General features: G+C 42.0%; 34 protein-coding genes and 1 tRNA gene. 31 read left to right on the top strand and 4 right to left on the bottom strand.

Translation table 11 applies throughout. The features are described from left to right. The first annotated feature begins 126 nt into the window (after window positions 1–126). From QQL36_RS31525 to QQL36_RS31515, 3 genes are all read left to right on the top strand, one after another. The gene (locus QQL36_RS31525) at window positions 127–309 is read left to right on the top strand and encodes a DUF3606 domain-containing protein (protein WP_321568007.1); all 183 of its coding nucleotides are present in this window, start codon (window positions 127–129) and stop codon (window positions 307–309) included. A 126-nt stretch (window positions 310–435) separates the two neighbouring features. Then, window positions 436–867 carry a hypothetical protein gene (locus tag QQL36_RS31520; RefSeq protein ID WP_321568006.1) on the top strand — a complete coding sequence of 144 codons (432 nt, stop codon included), beginning with the start codon at window positions 436–438 and terminating at the stop codon, window positions 865–867. A gap of 136 nt (window positions 868–1,003) precedes the next feature. Then, window positions 1,004–1,969, top strand: coding sequence for a hypothetical protein (locus tag QQL36_RS31515; RefSeq protein ID WP_321568005.1), 966 nt, complete (start codon window positions 1,004–1,006; stop codon window positions 1,967–1,969). A 328-nt stretch (window positions 1,970–2,297) separates the two neighbouring features. On the opposite strand, the gene QQL36_RS31510 is transcribed toward QQL36_RS31515, so the two are convergent. From QQL36_RS31510 to QQL36_RS31495, 4 genes are all read right to left on the bottom strand, one after another. After that, on the bottom strand, window positions 2,298–2,624 hold the full coding sequence (locus tag QQL36_RS31510; protein WP_321568004.1) for a hypothetical protein: 327 nt from the start codon (window positions 2,622–2,624) through the stop codon (window positions 2,298–2,300). Next, entirely contained in the window at window positions 2,624–3,013 is a 390-nt protein-coding gene (locus tag QQL36_RS31505) for a hypothetical protein (RefSeq protein ID WP_321568003.1), read from the bottom strand. Before QQL36_RS31505 ends, QQL36_RS31510 begins: the two co-directional genes overlap by 1 nt. Before the next feature lie 11 nt (window positions 3,014–3,024). Then, window positions 3,025–3,546: an SHOCT domain-containing protein gene (locus tag QQL36_RS31500; RefSeq protein WP_321568002.1), complete on the bottom strand. Its 522-nt coding sequence runs from the start codon at window positions 3,544–3,546 to the stop codon at window positions 3,025–3,027. Between the two features lie 202 nt (window positions 3,547–3,748). After that, on the bottom strand, window positions 3,749–4,102 hold the full coding sequence (locus tag QQL36_RS31495) for a hypothetical protein (protein WP_321568001.1): 354 nt from the start codon (window positions 4,100–4,102) through the stop codon (window positions 3,749–3,751). A 151-nt stretch (window positions 4,103–4,253) separates the two neighbouring features. Here QQL36_RS31495 and QQL36_RS31490 point away from each other — a divergent pair, with 151 nt between their 5' ends. The 28 genes from QQL36_RS31490 to QQL36_RS31355 all read left to right on the top strand — a co-directional run bounded on the left by QQL36_RS31490 (window position 4,254) and on the right by QQL36_RS31355 (window position 24,609). Continuing rightward, window positions 4,254–4,502: a hypothetical protein gene (locus QQL36_RS31490; RefSeq protein WP_321568000.1), complete on the top strand. Its 249-nt coding sequence runs from the start codon at window positions 4,254–4,256 to the stop codon at window positions 4,500–4,502. Continuing rightward, window positions 4,499–4,723, top strand: coding sequence for a hypothetical protein (locus QQL36_RS31485; protein ID WP_321567999.1), 225 nt, complete (start codon window positions 4,499–4,501; stop codon window positions 4,721–4,723). Before QQL36_RS31490 ends, QQL36_RS31485 begins: the two co-directional genes overlap by 4 nt. Window positions 4,724–4,737: 14 nt before the next feature. Beyond that, window positions 4,738–4,977, top strand: coding sequence for a hypothetical protein (locus tag QQL36_RS31480; RefSeq protein ID WP_321567998.1), 240 nt, complete (start codon window positions 4,738–4,740; stop codon window positions 4,975–4,977). A gap of 22 nt (window positions 4,978–4,999) precedes the next feature. Further along, window positions 5,000–5,290, top strand: coding sequence for a hypothetical protein (locus QQL36_RS31475; RefSeq protein ID WP_321567997.1), 291 nt, complete (start codon window positions 5,000–5,002; stop codon window positions 5,288–5,290). 266 nt (window positions 5,291–5,556) lie between these two features. Next, a tRNA-OTHER gene (locus tag QQL36_RS31470) sits at window positions 5,557–5,667 on the top strand. A 318-nt stretch (window positions 5,668–5,985) separates the two neighbouring features. Further along, window positions 5,986–8,025: an AAA family ATPase gene (locus tag QQL36_RS31465; RefSeq protein ID WP_321567996.1), complete on the top strand. Its 2,040-nt coding sequence runs from the start codon at window positions 5,986–5,988 to the stop codon at window positions 8,023–8,025. A 12-nt stretch (window positions 8,026–8,037) separates the two neighbouring features. Beyond that, the gene (locus QQL36_RS31460; protein ID WP_321567995.1) at window positions 8,038–8,868 is read left to right on the top strand and encodes a hypothetical protein; all 831 of its coding nucleotides are present in this window, start codon (window positions 8,038–8,040) and stop codon (window positions 8,866–8,868) included. Further along, window positions 8,868–9,593 (top strand): MBL fold metallo-hydrolase, encoded by a 726-nt coding sequence (locus tag QQL36_RS31455; protein WP_321567994.1) that lies wholly within the window; start codon window positions 8,868–8,870, stop codon window positions 9,591–9,593. Before QQL36_RS31460 ends, QQL36_RS31455 begins: the two co-directional genes overlap by 1 nt. After that, on the top strand, window positions 9,593–10,003 hold the full coding sequence (locus QQL36_RS31450) for a hypothetical protein (RefSeq protein WP_321567993.1): 411 nt from the start codon (window positions 9,593–9,595) through the stop codon (window positions 10,001–10,003). The genes QQL36_RS31455 and QQL36_RS31450 overlap by 1 nt, the downstream gene beginning before the upstream one ends. Next, the gene (locus tag QQL36_RS31445) at window positions 9,993–10,247 is read left to right on the top strand and encodes a hypothetical protein (protein WP_321567992.1); all 255 of its coding nucleotides are present in this window, start codon (window positions 9,993–9,995) and stop codon (window positions 10,245–10,247) included. Before QQL36_RS31450 ends, QQL36_RS31445 begins: the two co-directional genes overlap by 11 nt. A gap of 25 nt (window positions 10,248–10,272) precedes the next feature. Continuing rightward, window positions 10,273–10,659 (top strand): hypothetical protein, encoded by a 387-nt coding sequence (locus tag QQL36_RS31440; protein ID WP_321567991.1) that lies wholly within the window; start codon window positions 10,273–10,275, stop codon window positions 10,657–10,659. A 26-nt stretch (window positions 10,660–10,685) separates the two neighbouring features. Further along, complete coding sequence (locus QQL36_RS31435; RefSeq protein ID WP_321567990.1) at window positions 10,686–11,198, top strand: hypothetical protein; 513 nt, start codon at window positions 10,686–10,688, stop codon at window positions 11,196–11,198. A gap of 37 nt (window positions 11,199–11,235) precedes the next feature. Continuing rightward, entirely contained in the window at window positions 11,236–12,894 is a 1,659-nt protein-coding gene (locus QQL36_RS31430; protein ID WP_321567989.1) for a DEAD/DEAH box helicase, read from the top strand. Between the two features lie 4 nt (window positions 12,895–12,898). After that, window positions 12,899–13,114 (top strand): hypothetical protein, encoded by a 216-nt coding sequence (locus QQL36_RS31425; protein WP_321567988.1) that lies wholly within the window; start codon window positions 12,899–12,901, stop codon window positions 13,112–13,114. After that, a complete protein-coding gene (locus QQL36_RS31420; protein WP_321567987.1) occupies window positions 13,115–13,999 on the top strand; it encodes a DUF4373 domain-containing protein in 885 nt (294 codons plus the stop codon). It begins immediately after the preceding gene. Beyond that, the gene (gene dnaB / locus QQL36_RS31415; RefSeq protein WP_321567986.1) at window positions 13,911–15,434 is read left to right on the top strand and encodes a replicative DNA helicase; all 1,524 of its coding nucleotides are present in this window, start codon (window positions 13,911–13,913) and stop codon (window positions 15,432–15,434) included. Before QQL36_RS31420 ends, dnaB begins: the two co-directional genes overlap by 89 nt. Next, the gene (locus tag QQL36_RS31410; RefSeq protein ID WP_321567985.1) at window positions 15,434–15,865 is read left to right on the top strand and encodes a hypothetical protein; all 432 of its coding nucleotides are present in this window, start codon (window positions 15,434–15,436) and stop codon (window positions 15,863–15,865) included. Before dnaB ends, QQL36_RS31410 begins: the two co-directional genes overlap by 1 nt. Further along, window positions 15,862–17,295: a DNA cytosine methyltransferase gene (locus QQL36_RS31405; RefSeq protein ID WP_321567984.1), complete on the top strand. Its 1,434-nt coding sequence runs from the start codon at window positions 15,862–15,864 to the stop codon at window positions 17,293–17,295. The genes QQL36_RS31410 and QQL36_RS31405 overlap by 4 nt, the downstream gene beginning before the upstream one ends. Window positions 17,296–17,297: 2 nt before the next feature. Next, window positions 17,298–19,850, top strand: coding sequence for a DNA methyltransferase (locus tag QQL36_RS31400; protein ID WP_321567983.1), 2,553 nt, complete (start codon window positions 17,298–17,300; stop codon window positions 19,848–19,850). A gap of 79 nt (window positions 19,851–19,929) precedes the next feature. Continuing rightward, window positions 19,930–20,295, top strand: a complete 366-nt coding sequence (locus tag QQL36_RS31395; protein ID WP_321567982.1) for a hypothetical protein — start codon at window positions 19,930–19,932, stop codon at window positions 20,293–20,295. After that, window positions 20,288–20,566, top strand: a complete 279-nt coding sequence (locus QQL36_RS31390) for a hypothetical protein (RefSeq protein WP_321567981.1) — start codon at window positions 20,288–20,290, stop codon at window positions 20,564–20,566. Before QQL36_RS31395 ends, QQL36_RS31390 begins: the two co-directional genes overlap by 8 nt. Then, window positions 20,559–20,903: a DUF551 domain-containing protein gene (locus QQL36_RS31385; RefSeq protein WP_321567980.1), complete on the top strand. Its 345-nt coding sequence runs from the start codon at window positions 20,559–20,561 to the stop codon at window positions 20,901–20,903. The genes QQL36_RS31390 and QQL36_RS31385 overlap by 8 nt, the downstream gene beginning before the upstream one ends. Beyond that, window positions 20,900–21,106: a hypothetical protein gene (locus QQL36_RS31380; protein WP_321567979.1), complete on the top strand. Its 207-nt coding sequence runs from the start codon at window positions 20,900–20,902 to the stop codon at window positions 21,104–21,106. Before QQL36_RS31385 ends, QQL36_RS31380 begins: the two co-directional genes overlap by 4 nt. Then, complete coding sequence (locus QQL36_RS31375; RefSeq protein WP_321567978.1) at window positions 21,106–21,294, top strand: hypothetical protein; 189 nt, start codon at window positions 21,106–21,108, stop codon at window positions 21,292–21,294. The genes QQL36_RS31380 and QQL36_RS31375 overlap by 1 nt, the downstream gene beginning before the upstream one ends. Beyond that, window positions 21,287–21,703: a hypothetical protein gene (locus QQL36_RS31370; RefSeq protein ID WP_321567977.1), complete on the top strand. Its 417-nt coding sequence runs from the start codon at window positions 21,287–21,289 to the stop codon at window positions 21,701–21,703. The genes QQL36_RS31375 and QQL36_RS31370 overlap by 8 nt, the downstream gene beginning before the upstream one ends. Before the next feature lie 251 nt (window positions 21,704–21,954). Next, window positions 21,955–22,191 (top strand): hypothetical protein, encoded by a 237-nt coding sequence (locus QQL36_RS31365; RefSeq protein ID WP_321567976.1) that lies wholly within the window; start codon window positions 21,955–21,957, stop codon window positions 22,189–22,191. A gap of 566 nt (window positions 22,192–22,757) precedes the next feature. Then, window positions 22,758–23,207 carry a hypothetical protein gene (locus QQL36_RS31360; protein WP_321567975.1) on the top strand — a complete coding sequence of 150 codons (450 nt, stop codon included), beginning with the start codon at window positions 22,758–22,760 and terminating at the stop codon, window positions 23,205–23,207. Further along, window positions 23,197–24,609, top strand: a complete 1,413-nt coding sequence (locus QQL36_RS31355; RefSeq protein WP_321567974.1) for a PBSX family phage terminase large subunit — start codon at window positions 23,197–23,199, stop codon at window positions 24,607–24,609. The genes QQL36_RS31360 and QQL36_RS31355 overlap by 11 nt, the downstream gene beginning before the upstream one ends. The last annotated feature ends 42 nt before the right edge of the window (window positions 24,610–24,651 follow it).

Below are 24,651 nucleotides of genomic sequence, written 5' to 3'. Positions count from 1 at the left end.
TGTTCCTTACTCCCTGCTGATAATTTTTTTTTATGATATTTTTGATCAGCAGGAAAATAAATATCTTAATTTGAACTAATTTTTAAGTTCCAGGGGAAAATTGCTAATCCATAAAATAATTATGTTATGTCAGACAATCTAAAAAGAAAGCGCCCACAGGATAGCAGCAAAATAAGCCTTACAGAGGATTGGGAAGTGCAGTATTGGTGCAAAGAATTGGGTGTCTCCTACCAAAAGCTATATGCCGCAGTACGAAAAGTAGGACATTCCACTGCAAAAGTTAGGCAGTATATCAAAGATAGCAAGTAGACTTTTGCTGGACATAATTAATTTCTGACTACAGGCTTGTATATAAATATTATGCTATACCTCTAAGTATACGCTTTAACAAGTGCGCTTTATATCTTGCTAGTTTAAGCTAAATAAGAGATATCTATGAAATATTCAAGACTATTAAAACCTATGCTGATCACCCTGGCCATCACATTGAAATGTACACTATTATCAGCCCAGAGCAAAGATTCAATTATCGGTATCTGGCATGTAGAAGAGGTGGCCATGACATCCAAAATCAGTCCGATTGAGCAGCAGCCCTTTAATATGATAAAAAAAGCATTCCGAAAAAGTACATTTACATTTAAAGCCAATCATCAGGCAGTCGTTACATCAGATGATCCGGAACTCAGAATAGATAACGGTTACTGGGAATATACTGCCGATAAAAAAATTATTACCATCACAGAGTGGAAGGATAGAATGGCGAAACAGAAAGGAGTACTAATGGCGATATTCGTAAAAGATGAAAGCGATGGTAAAACATATTTTTATCTTGATGAAACGCCGATCAAACTTAGCGTTAAGAGATAATCATCATACTACGTAATAATAACAGTAAAAATTCAAACTAGCCATGCTTCTGTCCTTAATGCTGATTAACGATTGATCTGTATCCTAGATTATCTATTCTTCTGCAGAAGCAATTCTCTTGCTTTACAACCTTAAAATGAAAATAATCATCACAATATTTTTGATTGGATTTTCAAGTTTTAAATCATTTTCCCAGGTTGAAAGTGGTTTATATAAAGGACTTGAAAGAATGTGTTGGACGGATGACAAAGGAAAACATGAATGCTTTGATGCGCCAAGAAAATGGTATCATGAAAATTTATTACTAATTGACAAAGACAGTTTTTTCATCTACAAAATCCCTGTTCAAATAGTTGGGAAGAAAAAGATGTACTCAGCTTCTGATGGAGCATTTTATTATTATTTGGGGAAAATACAAAAAACTGACACCGGCTCTATAGTTAACCTGATTATGAACAATTGTGATTATTGCGGACAAAGAATTAAAATTGACACAGCAACAGGGTTTATATTTCCACTTGCAGAAATGGAGAGTTATAAAGTAAGAATTATTCCAAAAGGAATGAAAATTGGAAATGTTTCCTATTACAAGGAAAGGGGTAAGAATAATTATTTTCCAGCTAAACAGATGTTCTATTACGACTCTAATAATATTTATAGACAAGACCCTATAGGCCAGTATCGCTTAATTTCTACGGGAATTAAAAACTTCTTACAGACAAGGGAATTGGAACTTGATAATGATACTTTAAGAATTAGCATTGACAGGATAAATCACGGTTCTATTATTGAAACGCTAAATCCTGAAAAATTAAAGATTGATACATCAGGAATAATTTTCAAATTCTATACTCAAAAAGAGTTAGAAAACTTGACAATTACTTTAAATCGGCCTGTTAGATATGTAGAAGTAAGAGAAATAATTGATTATTGGAAAGCAGCAACCGTTTCATTTAAATATGTAATTTCTTTACCAAAGACGATTCATGATTTTAGCGAACGACAATATAACAACCTGTTTAAATATAATAAAGTTGGGACGGAATATTTATTAGTAGACAATTTGCCAGAAAATAGCTGGGGACTTAAAGAGCAGAAATAGCAGCTAACTTACAGGGATTTGAAAATTTGTCCCAAGCGAAGGAAGACAATTGCAATTCCTTATTAGGATTCAAACCGTGAGTTGATTGGTGATCAGCCTCTTGGAAAAGTCCCACGATACAACCAAAAAATATCGAAAACAAGAAACCCGCTGCGAGAGCGGGTTTCGAAAAAAATAACCTCTAAAAGTGAACCGGATTGGATTCGAACCAATGACCTGCTGCTTAGAAGTGATTAGATTCAAACGATCGTTATCTTGTAATCAACAAGTTATAAAATCTTTTTTCTGGTATGTTATGTTTGAACTATTGTTTGTCTTAACGTTTATATTAACGCTGATTTTTACCTTGTAATTCGCTCTCCAACTGGATTACAGCAGATTTAAGTAAATCAATTGCTGTATGCTTTTTACCATCTCTTAGCATGTTCTTTTCCAGGCCAAATATCCAGTTAAGATTTGCTCCTGTCATCGTTGCTGCTTTCAAAATATTATCTGGCGTAAAATGCCTTTCTCCATTTCTCAGCTTCCCAAGGTTGTTAGCCCCAAACCCGATTTCATTTAGAAATTCCTTCTGTGTGTCTACTATATCGGTAGATATAGCATACTCCATAAGTTGAAGTATACGTTCATCCGCTATGAATAATTTATCTGCCATTACTTCTTAATAATTTTTTGACTTATTGTTGCTTGGTAATAAGTGCCAGGTCGCGCTCTATCACCGATTATACTATCTAATCTTTCATTACCCTGAAAAAGAAGAATGTAAAAATCTCCCGACTGGTAATTATATACCGTTAGCATTGCGGATTGACCATTTTGTACTTTAACTACTTTTTCAAATCTGCCGATTACTTGACCAGGAATAATCCAGTCTTTATCTTTAGAATAACCGGATTCATCTGCTTCATAGTATTTAATCCAATTATATGGCTCTTTAGTATTGGAAACAATCACATATTTTACCTCAACTAAATCAAGTTTCAATTCTTCCTTTCCACACGAAGCAAACAGCAACGACGCCAATAATAATATCAAGGCTTTCATTTGAATACAGGCTATTGGTTAAGCAATTTTTTCTTCTGTTGATCAAATTCCTCTTGGGTAATAACACCCTGATCCAGCAAATCCTTAAACTTCTTAATCTCATCGGCTATAGAAAATGGTTTATTAGCTGTTTGAAGTTTTTTTATAATTGATGGATCATTAGAGGCTATTTCACCTGAACCTAATGCATTTGCTACCTCTACGATATAATCTTCCAGCCCTTCCCCATTTATCACCATAAACCAACGTAGTCCTTTTTTTGGGGTTCCTTGAGCTTTTATGGTGCTAATCTTCACTATTTTATTACTGTCTTGACCATGGAGTGGCAACTTGCCAAGTGTGTGGTATATAAATTGAAAATCACCTGAAGGAGCACTCCCTGTGCCCAATTTTAATTTGCCCCCTTCCTTAAACCAATCATATTGGGACATATGTAAAATTCCTGTAGTCCTATTTCCATATGGATAAATGGTGTCATTTTGGGCTGAAACGAAAAAGGGATAACAGATAAATAATAGTAAAAACAACTTCATTTTGGTATATGTTTTTGGAGTGACAAATCGGTTAATAGAATTTTATTGTTAGAGAACTCACATGTTTTTGGAATAATTAATAGTACGCACATTCAGTGCGTTACTGAGTATATATTTTTGAGTACTTGCAACCTATATCTGTTAATATCAATATTTTAGATTGTTATGAAAAAGGAGAAAATGGTAAACAAAAAAATATGCACTAGTCCATTCCCTTCCGTATTAGACTGGTATTTCTCTTTATCTCAGCTTCGGCTTCTTCTAAAGAAGAACCTTCCCTCTCAGACTTCAACGCCACAACCTCCAAAAGCAAAGCCTTAAGTAGTGCCCGATCTTCTTTTGTCATTTCTGTGTTTTGAGGGGCGACGGGACCTGGACCTAGTTCTGCCTTAAATTCTTCTTCTAACAATGCGTAAATCTCCAGATCATTCTTCTTCTTAGCCCGTGAAAGTGTTTCTCGCTTGTATTTAATCCTTCGAGCTATACCATCCTGATTCAACCCGGTAGCTAGTTTAATCTTTTCTATTAAAAAAGACAGGTCCTTTTTGCTTTCCATTTAATAAAAAGTATGATCCATTAAACAAAATCCAAATTTTGACAAAAGTCACTATTAGTGATTTTTGTGTGACTTTTGTCACTATCTTTGACTTATCAACGCAAAGGTACTGTACGATATACAATACAAAAGCGAGTAAAAGTACTGAAAAATGGCAAAAGTAGAAGTACGCATAACAGCAAAACCGGAAAAATCCGGTATCAAAAAAGCGAAGGAAAGGCTTAAAAAGCGGCTTGACAACCACGGCATCACCCTGATAAAATTGTCAGAAAGAGAAGAGTGTAATGTGCATTATCAGACAGTGAAAGCGGCTTTCTCTACTAATTCCTTCTACTGGAATCAGGATGTTGTGAACCTCGCGCAGGATATGATTGAGGAAAAGAAAATGGTATTGCAATGAGTCAAGATTTCTCTCAGTTAGAGACCCGAATAAAGAATTTAAATGCCTACCTCTTGGTAGTGCAGGAAGAAGCTAAAAGACTAATGAAAGAGGTGGAGCAGCTCTCTGCTTCACTCCCTTCACGGGGACGTAAGAAGGGGAAACCGGGTCCATTGAGTGAGACAGAGATCGCGAGGTTTAAAGCAAACAGATTACGTCAGATTACAACAATTGAAAAATAAAAACCACACATAATATGAAAAAGTTTGAATTCCTTATCACAGATGAAAACGGCAACACAAGAATTGAAACGTTTGCCACCGCAAAAAATACTACCGAAGCGGCATACGATTTTGCCATTAAGATGTTTCCAGACTGTGACATCAGATTGCGTAGAGACATTGTATATCGCTGGTGGTACTTAGCGGCTGGATTTGCTGCGGGTAGTCTTATTTCATCAGTGATGTTGTACGTCCTTTCACGCAACATGTATTGATCACTTCATAAATCGTAATCTAATGCAGTTATCAAATTCACAGCTGATAAAGCAACACGAAAAGCTATCCTGTATTCTGAGTCTAGCGATCCGGGCTAAAAATAAAGCAAGCAAGGCTATGGTGGAAGTGAACAGGCTTAAGGCATCAGGAAGGGCAATTAATGACATTGGAGAATCCATATTTCAGATTGACAGGGCGTATAGAGATGGAATGTATGTGTATCAAAGGCTAATGAGATATTACAGGAGGCAGTTGGAAAAGGTGATTGGTGAAAATTATATATACGTAAACTCATTAGCAACATTATCATGAATTGGTTAGACATCGTTGGTGGACTCATAATATACATTTTATTACTCGGTGTTGGTATCGGATACCTTCGCCACCAAAGCAGAATCAATGACAACAGGACTCTTAATAATATTCGTCGCAGTAATCGCAGTTAGATTATTCGCTTACTGGCTGGATCGATTGAATTGAAAAGAAATTTGGGGTTAAAAACAATGGATGAATAGCCGGTGCTATTCCTGGCACCGGCCCTTTCTGAAGTTGTAAAGATCTTGGGGTTAAGAATGGTTTCCGTGTTAGCTCAGTAGGTAGAGCGTTTGGCAGGATACGAGGCTTGATAACGAAATATTTTGAAGGCTGGATACCATAGGAGGTCGCTGGTTCGAATCCAGTACACGGGGCAAAAGAAGTATTTCTTTATGTTGTGGTGTAGCAGTACGGCGGGGGATTCGATTCCCCTGCTTTTACTCAAACATTACAAATCAATCAACAGATAGTTATTACAGATCAACACTGTGGTTAATAAACCGCCTGGAGTAGCTATGCTTATTAATTAGTCATCAAAACCTCACAATATGAAACAGTAGAAAACACACCCTTTGAGATTTAGACCTTTTAAAAAGTACGCTGGGGGGCCGGACAAACATTTATAACAAATACTTACTAAGGAATTCGGCCCCCTTTTATTCAAAATCATACTATAAAACACACCATACATCATGAAACTGATTATTAAAAAACTGACACTTCACAACTTCAAAGGCATTTTGGATATGTCCATTGACTTTGGCCATAAGACTAAAATATCTGGTGCAAACGAATCTGGAAAGTCCACCATTGTTACAGCATTCTACTGGCTCCTTACCGGTAAGGACGAATTTGATCGCAAGGATTACGAGATCAAAAACACATTCAAAAGGGAACTCAACAGACAATCCCACGAGGTAGAGGGTGTCTTCTCTATTGACGGGAAAGAGGTTACTCTTAAGCGTGTATACCTGGAGGATTGGCAGAGGCCAAAAGGCCAAAGCAGGGAGGTGTTTAAGGGACACTATACCGACTTTTATGTAAACGGGGTTAAGTGTAACACTGCTACTGAGTATCAAAAGAAGGTTGATGAGATTATCCCCGCCAACATCTTAAAGATGGTAACCAACCCTCTTTTCTTCAACACCTTGCCATGGCAGGATCAACGTCGCGGGTTGCTTGCACTTGCCGGAGAAATCAGTACCGAGGATATCATCAGCCAAATTGCTACCCCTGAAAACGACTTTTCCACGTTGTTGATGGTATTAAACTCAGGTACAAAACTGGATGAGCACAAGAAGCAGCTGGCTGCTAAAAAGCTTACTCTTAAGAAATCAGCTATCGAATTCCCGGCACGTATTGATGAAGCTATGCGTAGTACACCGGAGGCACATGATTGGAAAGAGCTGCAGTCTGATATTGACCGACGCACGGCCAGAATTAATGAGATTGAGGCTATCCTGATGGATTCCTCCAAAGCTCTTGCTGATAGGCAGAAGGGAATCACAGCCAAAAGTAATCTGGTGTTCTCCAAGAAACAGGCGGTTGAGCAGATTCGTGAGAAGATTAAGACGGATCTGGTTGCTCAGCAAAGTAAGGGCGGTCTGGAAATCGCAGGGTTGAAAAACCAGATATCAGCTGCTGAAAGGAATATCAGTTTTCGTGAGGATGAAGTAGACAAAAAAGAAAAAACAATCGAAAAATGGCAGCACGAAATTGAGGTTCTTGATAGAGCTATAGCAGCACATCGCAGTGGTTGGAGTGAGCTAAATGCAAAGTCTTTTGTTTTTGATGAGGTGTCCTGTACCTGTCCTACCTGCAAACAGGTATTGCCTGCTGGCGATATTGCTATAAAAAAGGAAGAGCTGCTGAAGAACTTCAATGCTGAAATTGCATCAGGTAAGCAAAAGCTGGTGGACGAATCGAATGAATTCAAATACGTCAGAGGTACTCTTTCTGAAAATCAAGAATCAGCACGATCATGGATTACCGAAGTTCAAATAAATATCTCTGAAGAAAAAGCAAAACTAGCCGAATTGCAGAACCAGTTATCCCAGCTGGAAGAGCAGGAGCGCAATAAAGGCACTTTCGACATCAATACAGCCGTGGAGGCAAAACTGAATCTCAACGGAGACTATCTCAACCTGAAAGACGAGATCAGCGCACTGGATGCTGAAATTAAGGCCGAAACAGCGGCACTTGGGGAGAAGCAGGACCTTACCTCAGAGAAAGAAGAAAAAGCCCGCATTCAGGCCGAAATATTCGATCTGAGTAAAAAGCTGGCTCTCCGTGATACGATCGCTAAAGCCAATGCAAGGGTGGAAGAACTTAAGAAGGATGAGCAGGCCACCGCGCAGGCAATCGCCGACATAGAGAGTCAGGAGTTTGAAGTAGATGCATATTCCCGCGCAAAGATGGATATTCTGGAAAGTCGTGTAAACGGGAAATTCAAATATGTATCCTTCCGTCTGTTCGATCGCCAGGTAAACGGTGGGGAGGCTGATACCTGTGTATGTGAATACAAGGGAGTACCGTATCCTACCCTGAATACTGCTGCCAAAATGATGGCTGGTCTCGACGTGATCAATACCTTCTCAAATCATTATGACGTATTTGCTCCGGTGTTCTGTGACAACCGTGAGTCTGTAACCATCATCCCTGAGATTGAATCTCAAACAATCTCATTATTTGTTTCACCCGCTGACCAGTCCATCCGGATTGAAGCAGCATAATACCCCACTACAATGGAAATAGTAAAACAATCAAATCAGGCAGTAGCCTTCAATTATTTCGACAGCGAGCAGTTTGCAACTATGCAACGGCTCTGCCAGATGTTTTCAGCTTCTGATTTGGTTCCAGATAAATACAGGACTTCCGAGAAGAATCCAGCTGCAAAAGCAATTGCCAACTGCATGATAGCACTTGAAACAGCTCAAAGAATCAATGCAAGTCCATTGATGGTAATGCAAAATCTTGATGTTATTCAAGGAAAACCATCATGGAGTTCAAAATTCCTGATCTCTACAATAAATACTTGCGGAAAGTATGAACAACTTAAATACAGGTTTCAGAACCTGGGTAAGGTTGGAAAGCTGGAACTCACTGAAACAAAGTGGGAAGGAGGACAAAAGAAAACCTATAAAATTCCCTTCGATGGTTCGGAGATCGACAATATCGAATGTGTGGCCTATACCACTATCAAAGGTTCTGATGAGGTTATTGAAAGCTCCGAAGTAACCATTAAGATGGCCATTCTTGAGGGTTGGTACACGAAAGCCGGTTCCAAGTGGCCTATCATGACCAAAAAGATGTTACGCTATCGCGCCGCATCATTCTGGACAAATGAGCATGCTCCTGAACTGAGTCTTGGAATGAGAACTGTAGAAGAGAATCAGGATATAGAAGACATAGACTACGAAGAGATCTCTACCAAGGTTGCCGGTAAGATTAAAGAGAATGCGAATAAGCAGGAGATGACAATGGATAGCACTCCTGCTACCACACCGGCGGCCGATCCTTCTGCTCAAAAACGAGAAGAAATCAATTCAACAAGCGGCGAACAAAATCCTATCTGATGGAACTGATTGTTTTAGGCAGCAACAGTGCTGGTAACGGCTACCTACTTCGCGCCAGTAATGGTGAAACACTCCTAATTGAGTGCGGGGTGCCTATGAAGCGGATAAAAGAAGCTCTAAACTTTGACCTGAGCAGAGTGTCTTGTATTGTTTCTCATTGCCACGGTGACCACGCTTCATCAATAGGTGATGTCTTAAAAGCTGGTATTCCTGTTTGGTCAAATGCACACACACTTGATGAGAAAGGAGTCAGACTGCATTACCGGGCCAATATCTTGGTGGCGGGGATGACTTGTCATATCGAAGGTTTCAGAGTGAAAGCATTTGACGTAAATCATGATGTCCCTTGTCACGGCTTCCTTATCTCTCATGCGGAGTGCGGGTTAGTGCTCTTCCTGACAGATACATACTATTGTGATTACACCTTCCCTGGCCTGAATAATATCATTATAGAGTGTAATCACGATACAGATATAATCGACAATAACGGTACGCCAGTCTTTCTTCGTGACCGAATTATTCAGTCACACATGAACCTTAAAACCTGCAAGGAACTGCTGGCTGCCAATGACATGAGCAGTGTAAACAATATTGTCCTTATCCACCTTTCAGACAGCAACAGTGATCAATTCCTGTTTAGGAGGGAAATCAGGGAGCTAACTGGTAAGATGGTTCACATAGCTGAGAAGGGATTGAAGATTCCATTCAATGTAAATCCTATCTGATGTCAGAACGCGTAGTACATATTGCCAACGGTAAAATTGCTAATCCTGCAGTCATCAGAAAGCAGTTTGATGAACTGCGCGACGGTATGTACCTGGTCAAGGTATCACCGCGTAAGGTGAGAAGCCTATCTCAGAATGCCTATTACTGGGGTGTCATCTGCGGTATGGTAAAGGATGGCCTCAGAGATGCTGGATACGATGCAGTTGTGACAGATGAAGACGCCCATGAAGTAATGAAGCACCTGTTTTTGAAGAAGGAGATCGTGAATAAAAATACAGACGAGCGTATCCCGTCCACGAGAAGTACTACCGAACTAACAACATTTGAATTCTCAGAATACATCGAGCAGATCATAAGCTGGGCTGCTCAATACTTAAACATTGTAATACCGTACCCAAATGAATACTAAAACATCAAATCCAATGATCGGAAAGATAGTTACCCGCCAGGATAAAAATGGCAAGCATCAGCGTAAAATCCTCAGCGAGTATTACCAGTATGGAATGCGTCTCTACGTGACAGAGGATATAGATACCAAAGAACTAGGTACCGCGCTGGCTGATGTGTATGATGAGTTCTTCAAAACTACTCCCGGGAGGGTGCTTAAAAGGTCAAAGGGAACTCCAATCGTTGGCCGGCAGAAACGAGCATAATTCATCTAACTAATAAACTAATGCCATGAATCTTAAAACATTCAATTCTGAAAATGTCACTCCTATTAGAGAGAGTAAACCTTGCGTACATTTCAATACGAAAACAGGTCTCTTCAACTTTAGTATTGGCGCATGTACCCTGATAGGGTTGAAAGATGGTGACAGAGTATCATTCCATCAAGATGAGGAAGAGCCGACTGATTGGTATTTGGAGGTAACTAAAAATGGATTTGAATTAAGGGCTAAAGAGAACGTAACTAAAGGGATGCTATTCAATAGTAGCGTGATGGCAAGGGCATTAGTTTATAGTGTACAGGAGGTAAAGTCCGGTAGGGTTCTCATTGGCTCTGAACACATAACTATTAACGGTAAAACATTGTGGCCGCTAATAACAGCGTCACTGAAACAGTAATATTTTTTCAAACAAATCACTCTTCAATGAGCAAGAACATTACTATCAAAAAAGCTGTGTTGACATCCGGACACGGGCTATCTCTTGAAATGTCAGAAAGGCAAAAGGATGGTACTTACATCGACAGTAAAAGCGATTACTCCGCGCCGGTTCACAATGATTTGAAACTGGCGTTCCGGAGAATGAATGTTCACCTGGGCTTATCCTCGGAGCACCTGAAGCAGGATGAGCTAAATGATGTTGACAGCCCCAGCGATGAGATTGTAAATAAATATCCTGTTAACAGTATAACCTTTCTACCTGACGAATCAGGTGTGAAGATCAGCGGATCCGTGGAACTCACTACGGAAAAGAAGATGCCCCTATCTCCGCCTGCAATTAAATGGGGTGACGAAGACGGATATGGATATGCCTCTGAGCTTGGTGAGATCACCGCCCTGGTGATGTCAGAAATTGAATCGTACCTGGCTGGAAAGCATGCGCCTGATGCTCAACAGGAATTACCATTTGATAATGGTAATGAAGAGGATGCAGCATAATTAGGGCCTTCGGGTCCCATCACTATCAGCTTAAAAAATGGAACAGTCACCTACACATATCATCGTAGAAAAGAAGGAATGGTTCGAAGTTAAGTTTCCTTACAGGAGGATCATGGTGGATCTTATAAAACATCATTTCCCCACTCGCCGATTCGATCCTGCCAGTAAGACCTTCAGAATCAAAAAGGATCATAGAAATGAGCTGGTGGCTTTTGCTCAAAAGCATAAGTTCCATTTTGTTGATACTGATACGCAGCTTCAGAACTGGAAAGATTTTCCCGCCTTGCCTCAGCTGCAGGTAAATGAACTGGATTATATCAAACGTAAACTATTCCCTTTCCAGGGTGAGGGAGTCGCATTTCAACTGGACAATAAGGGAGTAATGTGTGGTGACGACATGGGGCTTGGTAAAACAACCCAGTCAATTGCTACCGTATCCATTGCAAACGCATTCCCCTGCCTGGTAATATGCCCTTCTTCATTGAAGCTGAACTGGCAGGATGAGTGGCAGATAGTTGCGGGTAGACGGTCGGTCCTTATGGACGATTCAATAAGGAGGACCTGGGGAAACATTTGGAGCCAGATGGGTATTGGTGTATTCATCTGCAATTATGAGGGTTTGAGAAAGTATTTCATTGATTCTGTTATTACTGACAAGAATGGGAACATAGAAAAGATCATCGTCAATGAACGTGCGAAGATGTTCAAATCCATCATCATTGACGAGGCGCATAGAATCAAGGACCATTCAACCCAGCAAAGCAAGTATGCCGAAGCTATTGCACAGCATCCTGAATATAAACTCCTTCTTTCCGGAACCTTTGTTGTGAATGATCCGAAGGATCTGCTGGTGCCACTGAGAATTACCGGTGCATTGAAATCAGAATTCGGCGGACAGAAGAACTTTCTTGATACATTCTATCCTGGTGGACGTGCTCAAAATCTGCCTGAATTGGCTTACCGGCTGCGTAAATCATGCTTTTACATGCGGATGAAGAAGGATGTGCTAAAGGATCTGCCGGACAAAACAAGGCAGCTTATCCACTGTGAGCTGTCTAACCGAAAAGAATATGAAAAGGCAGAGCGCAACTTCATGCAGTTCCTGGAAGAATCCGGGAAGACATCAGAACAGATTACTAACGCCATGAGGGCGGAAGCACTGGTTCAAATCGGTGTTCTGAAGAAGCTATCCGGTAAGGGCAAGATCGATGCACTACTGGAATATGCACAGGAAATCATATCCGCCGGTAAAAAGGTGATCATCTTCTGCTGGCATATTGAGATGGTCTCCTTAGTGGCAGAATCCATTAAGGGAGCCGTAAGGCTGACCGGGGAAGAATCATTGGAAGCCAGGCAGGATAATAAGAACCGTTTTCAAAAGGATCCGAAGGTGCCTGCCATAGTTCTCAATTTCCAGGCAGGGGCAGTAGGTCATACCCTTACTGCAGCATCTACAGTCCTGTTCCTTGAATTTGGATGGAACCCGATGCACCACGACCAGGCGGAGGACAGAGCATATCGTATCGGGGTGAAGGATAACGTGCATTGTGTATACTTCGCCGGTACCAATACGATCGATAATCATATCTATGGAATTATTGAAAAGAAAAGGGAGATAGTACAGGCAATAAGCGCAGGAGGAGACGATATTCAGACGAGTGTACTGGATGATTTGATCAACATCTACAAAAAGTAAACCTATGGCAGACAATACCAATGAAAAGCTGGATGCGCTTCAGAAGAAGTTTGATCGCCTATTTGAACTTGCCAGAAGGACAAGGGGGCTTCAAAGGGAATATTTCAAGTACAGGGCTTCCTCGGATCTGGAGAAAGCGAAGCAGTGGGAGAAGTCCCTGGATGCATTCATTAATGAAGAGGTAAAGATCCGTGAATCAAAACAAAAGGAATTATTCTAAATGGCTAGGCCGGCAAAAATAGGACTGGATTACTTCCCGATCGACATCGACCTGGATCAGGATGACAAGCTCGGTATGATCATAGGTGAATATGGATCAAAGGGTGAATTATTATGGATGAAGCTATTAGGTTGGATTTATAAAAACGAAGGATACTTTGCTGAGTGGAATGAAGAAGTACAACTGAAGTTCTTGAGACGTTACAATTACTGTGGTTTCTCCTTGAGTTTCGTTAATGAGGTTGTACCGAGGTTTATTAAATGGGGGCTATTAGATCAGACCGTGTTTAATACGTTTCACATTCTCACATCAGAACGTATACAAAAGACATGGCTGGATGCAACACGCAAGCGTAAGGATAGGGTACTAAACGAAAATATCTGGCTTTTGGAAGTTAATGACGGCAATCAGGCGGAAGAAACTCAAAATAAGGCGGAAGTTATCAACAAATTAAATAAAAGAAAAGAAAAAGAAATAAAAGAAGAATTGATTGTGCCGGAAGAGGCTGCGCCTCATCCTCCCCCTACCGAAAATTCTTCTTCTCAAAAAGATAAACTACAGGAAAAGCAGGGTAAGCTGGTGGAACGTCAGCAGAAGTTCTATCAGGAACTGACCTATTACCTGGAGCAGTATAAACCGGAAATGCTGCGCGCTTTTTACAACCACTGGTCGGAGCCGAATAGGTCTAAAACTAAGATGAAATGCGAATTGGAGGAAACGTGGGACCTGAAGCTGCGACTGATCAAGTGGGAAAAGAATGATGCAAAATTTAATAAAGTGAAAAACAATAGCAGTGATGGGCAACAGGGATCTCAATCTACAGAGGAATACCAAAGGAAACGGAAAGAACTGGAAGAACGTACCAGACGTTTATCGTCCCAATGATTTCATGGGAGGGTACCTACCCCCGCAGGAAATAGAGATGGAAAAGGCTGTCCTGGGTGCGATTATGCTTGAAAAAGGGGCTTATGACATAGTTGCTGAAATAGTAAAAACCGAAGTCTTTTACAACGATGCCCACCAGAAGATTTATACGGCTATGGGCAGGCTGGCGGAGAAGTTCTCCCCGATCGATATTCTTACTGTTGTTGGGGAACTAAAAACTATGGGGGAGCTGGAAAATGTAGGTAACGCATACTACGTCACGACTCTCACAAATACTGTTGTGTCATCTGCCAATGTAGAAGCGCATGCCAGAATCATCTTGCAAAAGTACATGAGCAGGGAGTTGATCAGGATAGCTGCCATAGCTATGACAGAATCATACAAGCAGGAGCAGGATGTATTTGACCTGATGGATACTGTGGGTGCAGAGTTCTTCAACCTGTCGGCCGGGCATCTGAAGAGAGATTTCAAGCCGATATCAGCCGCCTATTCCAAAGAGATAGATGAGCTGCAGGTGCGTACCACTCAGAAACTTGATGTTACTGGGGTGCACACAGGATTCAGATCACTAGATGTACTCACTGCCGGCTGGCAGAATACGGACTTCATCATCATCGCAGCCAGACCATCTGTAGGAAAAACTGCCTTCGCGCTGAACCTTGCTAAAAATGCCGCATATCACCCAATAAAACCGGTGAAAGCCGGCGTATTTAGCCTTGAAATGTCCACTGGGCAGGTTACGCAAAGGATAATGTCAGCATCCTGTGAGGTGCCGCTTGATGCTATCCGCCGTGGGAAGCTGGAATCATGGCAACTTGAAACTCTCCGCAATCAGTGGAATGAAAAGCTGCTCAATCAGAACATTTTCATTGATGATACACCAGGGTTATCCATCCTCGAACTGCGATCAAAGGCTCGTAAGATGGTAAACAAGCACGGGGTCGGATTCATCATCATTGATTACCTACAGCTGATGACAGCAGGTACTGATGGAAAGAACGGTAACCGCGAACAGGAAATAAGTAAAATTTCCAGGCAGATAAAATCTCTTGCGAAAGAACTGGGCATACCTATCATAGCTCTATCCCAACTATCTCGTGATGTAGAAAAAAGATCCGGGAGTATGCCCATGCTTTCTGATCTGCGTGAATCTGGTGCGATCGAACAGGACGCTGATATGGTGATGTTCCTCTACCGGGATGATTACCAGAAGAATGAAAAAGAGGTTGACGATACCGTCAAAGGAAATACTTACCTGAAGATTGCAAAGCACAGGAATGGTAAACTAGAGACGCTGGCACTGAAGGCGAGGCTGGATGTACAGATATTCGAAGAGCCTTTCTTCCTGGAAGGTGCCAGCGAAAAGTATACAGGTAATCTTATCCCTCTTTCCGAGGCCAATGCAAAGTTTGAACAAACAGACCTCCCATTCTGATGAGAAAGACAGTAATTCCATTGGACCAGCTGAAGAAAAGCGCTTGCGCAAAGATCAACGCGGATGTGATCCGGGAGTTGGAGCAGCCGGCAAAGAAAAAGGGCGAAAAAATTCCTCGTAAGGATTGTAAGCAAGTTATTTGGATGTGGGGAAATCTGGTAGCCTGGTCTCTGGAAACTGGAAACTATGTAGTAAAGGAACATCGTTTCCACCCTGAAAGAATGTGGCGTTTCGACTTCGCACTACCAGACAAAATGATCGGCATCGAGTATGAGGGGTTGATGAGTGAAAAGTCTGGGCATACAACGCTCAATGGGTACACAAAGGACACTGAAAAGTATAACGCGGCACATGGGCTGGGTTGGAAGGTGATCAGGTTTACAGTCAAGAATTACAAAAAAGTTATTAGCGAACTGGAAAAACAATTATGAGAAAGATATATTTCATAGACCTTTTTTGCGGTGCTGGTGGAGTTACATCAGGCATCCACCGAGCACGGTATAAGGAGCAGCAGTTTGCCAAAGTGATTGCTTGTGTGAATCATGATCCACTTGCCATCGAATCTCATGAAGCAAATCATCCTGATTGTATCCACTACGTTGAGAAAATTCAGGTGCTTGATCTTGCTGAATTGAAGGTTATCGTAAAAAAGCTCCGCCGACAGGATCCGGATTGCCTGATATTTATCTGGGCCTCTATTGAGTGTACCAATTTTTCGAAAGCAAAAGGAGGGCTTCCGAGGGATGCAGACAGCCGCACGCTTGCTGAACACTTGTTCCGGTATGAAGAAGAGTTATACCTGGATGGATGGTTTATTGAAAACGTGGAAGAGTTCATGGCTTGGGGACCACTTGACGGAAACGGCAAACCAATTTCAAAGCGTAATGGAGAGGATTATATCAGGTGGGTAAACAAAATGCAGTCTTACGGTTACAACTTTGACTACCGAATCTTAAATGCCGCTGACTTCGGGGCCTATACCTCCCGCCGTAGGTACTTTGCCCAGTTTATGCGACCAGGCTTGTCGATTACCTGGCCGGAAGCTACGCACAGCAAAAAGCCATCACATACAGGCATGTTTGGCCAGCTGGATAAATGGAGGGCTGTAAAAGAAGTATTGGATTTAACAGATGAAGGGAAGTCCATATTTGATAGAAAGAAGCCGCTTTCCGAAAAAACACTTGAGAGAATTTACGCCGGGTTACTAAAGTATGTGGCGAACGGTGATGATATGTTCATTGCAAAGCACTTCTCAGGAAGACCGAAAGGAAAGGTTATCCCTGTAGACGGACCCGCAGGGACTGTGACGACTTTTAATGGACAGTCATTGGTAAATGTAAGTTTCATAGCGAAGTACTATAGCAATGGAGGACAATTGAATACTATTGAGGAGCCAGCTTCCACATTACCGACTAAGGACCGGTTATCACTAGTTACACCTACCTTCTTATTAAATCCAGCATGGGGAGGTTATTCAACCTCAATTGACCAGCCATCACCGGTTATCATTGCAAGGGGAGATAAGGCCCCGATTTACCTGGTACAGGCAGATGGAGGCGTGTTTGCCGGTCAAATATCATTTATGAAATTTCCATCACCACCTCATTCTTACAACGTCTTAAGTAATACCAAAATCACAATATTTATGATTAAGCATGGAATAGTAGACATTAAAATGAGGATGTTGAAGATTCCAGAATTACTACGGATCCAGGGATTTGGAGATGATTATCACCTTAAGGGATCGCAGGCAGATCAGAAGAAATTCATCGGTAACGCGGTCGAGGTAAACCAGGCAAAGGTGATCATAGAAGCCAGTTACGCTGGTATTATGGGATTAACAGAACGTAAAACAGCATGACAATGGAACAGTTGAACAAGATTAAGTATGATGAATTCCTGAGAAGGAAAGTAAAGTTAGCAGGTAGTAATGGATTTGATGTCAATATCGATGAAATCAGCACTGCATTGAAACCACATAATCGACTAATGGTAAAGTGGAATGTAGAAGGCGGACGTCGAGCCAATTTCGCCTCATTTGGGTTGCATAAAACCGTAACACAATTGGAGACCATTCGCATCATTCTTACCAGAACCGGTGGACGCGGTTTAATCATTGCTCCACTTGGTGTACGTCAGGAGTTTATCAATGATGCCAAAAACATTCTCGGCTGGCAGGTGCTTCCTAAATTCATCCGGTCCATAGACGAATGCGAAGAAACTGGAATCTATATAACAAACTATGAAACGGTTAGGGACGGAAAGCTCGATCCAAGGTTATTCCAAGTCGCTTCTCTTGATGAAGCAAGCGTGTTACGAGGATTCGGAGGAAGTAAAACGTTTCGAGAGTTTATGCGCCTGTTTACCGGTGATGGCGGACCGCTTGGTAACCGTAGAGGATCCGAATGTGTACCATACCGTTTCGTAGCTACTGCAACACCTTCTCCAAACGACTATATAGAGCTTCTGGCATATGCTGATTTTCTCGGCATCATGGATATCAGCCAGGCCAAAACAAGATTCTTCAAACGTGATAGTACCAAGGCGGATAAGCTCACCCTGCATGCACATAAAGAAAAAGAGTTCTGGCTATGGGTAGCCAGCTGGGGACTGTTTGTACAGAAGCCATCCGATATCACAGGAGATGCTGCAGATGACCAGGGATATATCCTTCCTGAACTCGACCTGAGATGGCATGAGTTGCCAACTGACCACACATCTGCAGGTACCGAAAAAAGTGGGCAGGGCCGACTATTTAAAGATGTCGCATTAGGATTGACCGGAGCGGCAAAAGAGAAGCGTGATAGCCTTTCCGATCGCATATCGAAGATGATGCAGCTACGCTCAGAGGATCCTGCGGCACACCGCATTATTTGGCACGACCTGGAAAGTGAAAGACAGGCTATTGAAAAAGCGGTACCATCATGCCTGTCTGTTTATGGCTCCCAAAAGCTAGAGGTAAGGGAGGATACGGTATCTGACTTTGCATATGGGCGCATTCAAGAGTTAGCGGCGAAACCATGTATGCTTGGTTCAGGTACCAACCTACAACGCTACTGCCACTGGGCAATATACCTGGGTATCGGTTTTAAATTCAATGACTTTATTCAATCAATTCATCGTCTGCTGCGATTTCTGCAGCAGCATCGAGTAAGAGTGGATCTTATTTATACCGAAGCAGAGCGGGAAGTCCGAAAGAATATTGAAACGAAATGGCAAAATCACAATAAACAAGTCAAAGTAATGACCGACATAATTAAAGAGTTTGGTTTATCACAAGCGGCTATGGCCAACTTACTTACAAGGAAGATAGGAGTAGAAAGGATTGAAGTCAAAGGCAGCCGGTACCGTCTCGTGAATAATGATTGTGTTTTAGAGGCACGGCGGCTGGAATCGAATAGCATAGGCCTTGTACTTACCAGTATTCCATTTGCCACTCAGTACGAGTACTCTCCGAATTACTCCGACTTTGGTCATAGTGAAAACAATGAGGAGTTCTTTGAGCAGATGGATTACCTCACCCCGGAGCTTTACCGGTCTCTTATGCCTGGCAGAATAGCAGCAATTCACGTAAAGGATCGTATTGTCCCTATAGGTATGACGGGAATGGGAACTCAAACTTCATATCCCTTCCATTGTCACACCATAATGCACTTCCTGAAGCATGGATTTGCTTACATGGGAATGAAGACGATAGTTACTGATGTCGTGCGCGAGAATAACCAAACCTATCGCCTCGGCTGGTCTGAACAGTGTAAGGATGGTAGCAAGATGGGCGTAGGAATGCCGGAGTATCTACTCCTGTTTAGAAAGCCTCCTACCGATACCTCAAACAGTTATGCAGACATCCCTGTGGTGAAGGAAAAGAAGAAATACTCCTTATCAAAATGGCAGGTAGATGCTCATGACTTTGCCCGTTCTTCCGGAGACAGGCTTCTTACACCTAATGAAATCGCTGGTTTGGAGCATGATAAAATATTCAAGGTATTTAAAGATTACTCTCTCAATCAGGTTTACGACTTTGATTACCATGTTTCAATTGGTGATGCCCTGGAAGCTGCCGGTAAACTTCCAACCACATTCATGCTTCTACAGCCGCAAAGCTGGTCAGACGAAGTATGGACAGATATCACGCGCATGAGAACACTCAATAGTTCTCAGTACAGCAAAGGTAAGGAAATGCACTTATGCCCTTTACAGATAGACTTGGGAAAGCGGGTGATCAATCAGCTATCAAATAAAGGTGATATCGTTCTGGACCCGTTTGGTGGGATAATGACAGTACCGTCGATAGCTGTTGAACTGGAAAGGTTTGGTGTTGCCTTTGAGCTTAATCACAACTACTTTATTGACGGCTCAGCATATTGCAAGGCTGCGGAAGAAAGCGTGAAAATGCCCACATTATTTGACTTATGAGTGATTACCTGAAACATTCACCTGATCGAAAAGAATCTCATCACCTTTAAACCGGAGGCCGTAACGTTAGCGGAAAATAATGAAAAGGATAATTGATATTAACAGTGCTGAACCAGGAGACAAGATAATCTTTGCTCCATGGAAACGAGCATACACTATCAAGGCGAGAAATGAACGCTTTATTATTTGTACACAACCATTCAATTTTCACCACACAGTATTCTATACAATCATAGATATGGAACGTGGAGTAATGGGTCCAAATAACCTGGTTTTTAATATGTATGATTATGCTAAGCAAGAGGATATAGATCAGTGCTTATTGGACCTGATTAATCCTGAGGAGACTGTTGAAGTCAGTTATCGAAAGAGCGTGGCATTAGATATTGTTTCTGTGTATAAGATAAAACCGGAGACCGCAACGTTAGCGGGTAACAATGAATAAAAATGAATTAAAGTTCCGCGCCATTGGTATTATGGCAGACAGGGATCAAGATGTTCGCTTATCTAACACTCTTGTAGAGTTCCGAAGTGTTAAAGCCGGTGGCTTGGTTACGTTTGGAGTAGATGATTCTACAGGTTCCTTAGTTAAAAAGCATATGTCTGGGCTGGCTAATACCCATATTATGGTTTGCCTATTCGTAGATGCTCAGCAGCTTGATACTACGATGAAAGAATTAACTGAACCGGCAAAGGGGGCCGAATCAAATGGATAACGAAACTCGCGAAGCTGGATGGAAGTATGCACAATGTCGGCATATTGCCAGCCCTGCAGGTCAGTATGAAATTATACGAGGATTTATTGCTGGTGCTGGTTGGGCACTACGCAACCTCCGGTGGATCCCTGTAACAGAATCACTGCCAAAACGAGGGGACCGATGCCTATTCATTGTTGGCGTTGAGCACAGCCATGATAACGGTCGGATGTTAGGCGGCACCTATACTGGTAATCCAGACGACTTCACCATGTATGAATTTGCCACACCTGGTGTTACTTATACCGCCTCCCACTGGTGCCCGATTCCTGAACAACTTTTAAAAGCAATACTATGAAAATTGCAGGAGACGAACCGGCTTGCCCTGTTACAGACAACAATGGATTAAATGGGCTAACTATTCGACAAGAATTCGCAGCTCGGTTTATGGCAGCCATGATCATCGCAAATAATCCTGTTGCTGATTATTTTGGCGGTACGGCTGCTCAGGCTGTTGAAGCCGCTGATGCATTAATTAACGCCTTAAACGAATCTGAATAATGAAACCAGAAGAAAAGATATTTCTACAGGGCTATGTATGCGCCTTGGTCCAGTTAATATACCAGCAGGACGGCAGAACATCAGCTACAGACGAACTATTCCGTTGGAAGATTCAAAGTATAGACAGGGCAAAAGAAGCTGGATGTATTGCCCATGACATTAACGTTTTAATTCAATACTATGGCTAATTACGAACTTATAAAAAAAATTGCAGACGCTTACGAAGATTACGGGCATCACCTATATGTAAGCAGCGGCAAGGCCCCTAAATTCGACGAATGGGCATCCGGGCCGGGTAAAGAGCTGATGGAACAACTCAAATGTAATAACTGCGGCGGCACGACTTTGCGTTGCTATGATTGCGGTAAAGTAATAGCGTCATCGCCTAAAGTTGAGCAGCCTTCAAATGCAGCACCAGTCAGCACGCATGAGGATAAAAAAGAATGCCCTGCATGTGGGTGTACAGAGGACGAATCTAATTTGTGTGCCGCTCATTATTGTCCGTTTTTCAAAGAGACAGACACAGACCGGCATGAAGAGGAACAGGTTCCAAAGCAAATACCGGAGAAGGAGGCCGGGAAGGATGAAACACTATGATAGATGCGGAGATTGTAATCTGTGGATGACACAGCAATGCCCTAGGGAACCGGGAGACCCCGTAAAGAAAATTTATAATTCCTGTGGCGCGTTTAAATGCAGCAAATTTGAACGTTCCAAATGGTCAATAGAGCATGAACAGCGGGATATAAAAAAGGCGGAAGAAGAACGAATTAAAGAGGTTGAAAGAAGAAAAAGAGAATCTGAATTACTTCATGATTTATTTAAATCATTCTTTTAAAACTGACATAATGAGAAAGTGGGTAACTAAAATCGAAGCCATCGATCCTAACGATGGAATGCTTAAGAGCTGGGCAGGTCCTTATGTAGACGCACCAAATAAGCGATTGGCTCAGGAATGGTGCAATACAAACCAGGGGTATTTAAAGGTTGTGGGGGAACTGGTATCCGAAATACCTACAAAGGAGGATGGCATTACGCCAGATTGGGACAAGCGGATAGATCATGATACAATCTCTAACAATTAAACCTTACCGGCCAGGTTACCGGTAAATAATGGAAAAGGGTAAGGGTAGATATAAGTTATTAAATTTTGCGCGGGAGTGTGAAGAAAATATACCTTTTATTAATGATGGAAGAATAACCATATGGAAGGTAAAGATAAGGGAGCGCTGTTTCAAGGGCTTTTGGAATCGTATTATTATTAAAAAAATTTATTGCATCTCCCTTTCGGGAAACAAACGATTAAATATAGAGGACTTATGGAGAGAGCTAATGTGGGGTACTTTTGATGATATGGAGGACTTGATTGTACTTGATAAGATGTTTTATTTGTAATCACCTCAATCCCTTTTTCACAGCTGCGGTAAATTAAGTGTGTTCACTCTGCATAATAACCATTCATCTCTCCAATAATACCATCTCCCATATCATTACTTCATGCATCTGAATTAACAACGCATAAATAATATTAAATAAACTGTTTTTCGTTTACCTGTCCAATGTGGTATGGTAAAATAGTATTAAGTCAGCAAAACTCTAATAGAGTTTTGCTGACTCTTTTTGACTACCTTTGTGTTGTAATCACGGCACAATGGCACGATTAAAAAAAGGAGAGGCACGAACAACCGAAAAAATACAGAAGGATGTCCTGTCTGCCTATGAGGCGTGCGGTAATATTACTGAAGCCTGCAGGAAGGCAAAGGTGGCCCGTCGAACCTTTTATAACTGGCTTGATGAAACCAAAGAGGGCAACCAATCATTCATAGAGGGCTTTAAATCTGCCTCTAAAATGTCGGTTGGGGTACTGGAAGACGAAGCCCAGCGCAGGGCAGTAAAAGGCGTTAAAAAGGGGGTTTATTATAAAGGGAAGAGGATTGCCTGGGTACAGGAATACAGCGATACCCTCCTGATCGTACTCCTTAAGGCCCATGCCCCTGAAAAGTATAAAGACAGGGTGGCACAGGAGCAATCAGGACCTAATGGCGAACCTATCAAACACGATGTTACAACGCGAATAATCTTTGAGGACTATGGCGGCTGAGCACCGGCACCATATATCCCGCCTATACAAGCCTGTATTCACAACTAAAGCCAGGTATATTCACATCTGGGGAGGCCGTGCAGCTGGTCGCTCTCATTTCGGCACCGATTATTTCCTCATCCTCCTTACCCAACCAGCCTACTTCCGTGGTGTATTCCTGCGCAACGTGTTCTCTGATATCAGGGATTCCCTGTTTGCTGATTTTAAGGACAGGATAGAGGAAAGCGATTTCGACGAGGCAGACTTTGAGATCAATGAAAGTAAAATGACCATCCTGTATAAGCCTACAGGTAATACCATCATCAGTAAGGGGTTTAATAAATCCAGTGGTAACCGGTCCGCAAAACTTAAATCCTTGGCAGGGATCACCCACGTATTGATTGAGGAGGCAGATGAGAACCATGAAGGAGAGGTGAATAAGCTGGATGACTCTATCCGTACAGATAAGGTTGAGAATATCCAGGTAATCTTCCTGTATAACCCGCCCAGTAAAAACCATTGGCTGATAAAGCGCTTCTATAACCTGGAGGAGTGCGGGTTATATGATGGAAACCCATATACAGACTCAGACGGTAAATATCATCCGGAAGGCAAGCCATTACCATATTATAAGGCCATCCCTAAATCCAACCCTGATGTATTGTGCATCCATTCTACCTACAAGGACAACATAAAGAACCTTAATCCTAAGACTCTGGCTAAATACCAGGCGTATGGTGACCCTGATAGCCAGTTCTACAACCCTGAACAGTATTACGTTGATGTATTGGGCCTGGTGCCGGAAGGTGCCCGAGGCAGAATATACAGGAACTGGAAGCATATTACACTTGAATTCTTCCGGTCTCTACCATACACATCTATATATGCCATTGACTTTGGTTACTCTGGTGATCCCGTAGCAGTGGTAGAGCTCAAGATACATAATAACAGGGCATTCTGGCATGAGGTGATTTATGAACCGGGCCTGACTAATCCGGCTTTGGCAGACATGATGCGGGTACGTGGAGTGCCGAGGAATGCAATTATTATTGCTGATTCGGCAGAGCCTAAGAGTATACAGGAATTACGGGATCTTGGATTTACCCATATCAGAGCAGCCGACAAAGGTCCTGATAGCCTCAAATTTGGCATCAAACAAGTCAATGCTATGGAGAACTACGGTACAGAATGTTCTGATAACCTATGGATGGAGAACGAAGAGTATAAGTGGAAACTAGGTGCTGATGGCGAACCAACAGACGAGCCAGTAGACGCAAATAACCACCTTAAAGATGCGGGTAGGTATGGTATTACGACTTATAAAGGGCTGAAGCGCAAGAAGAAAATCAAGACAGCCAATACTACTACTGCAGCCCCTACCACTCGCACAGAGCAAAACCGGTCTAAATTAGACCGTCTATAAACTCTTTTAGATGTGTAAATACTCTTTTTGACTACCTTTGAA

Origin of the sequence: Chitinophaga sp. LS1, from assembly GCF_034274695.1 — a bacterium.
GTDB lineage: Bacteria > Bacteroidota > Bacteroidia > Chitinophagales > Chitinophagaceae > Chitinophaga.
Note: the sequence above shows the minus strand (reverse complement) of the source record. Positions and strands in the feature narration are given on the sequence as shown.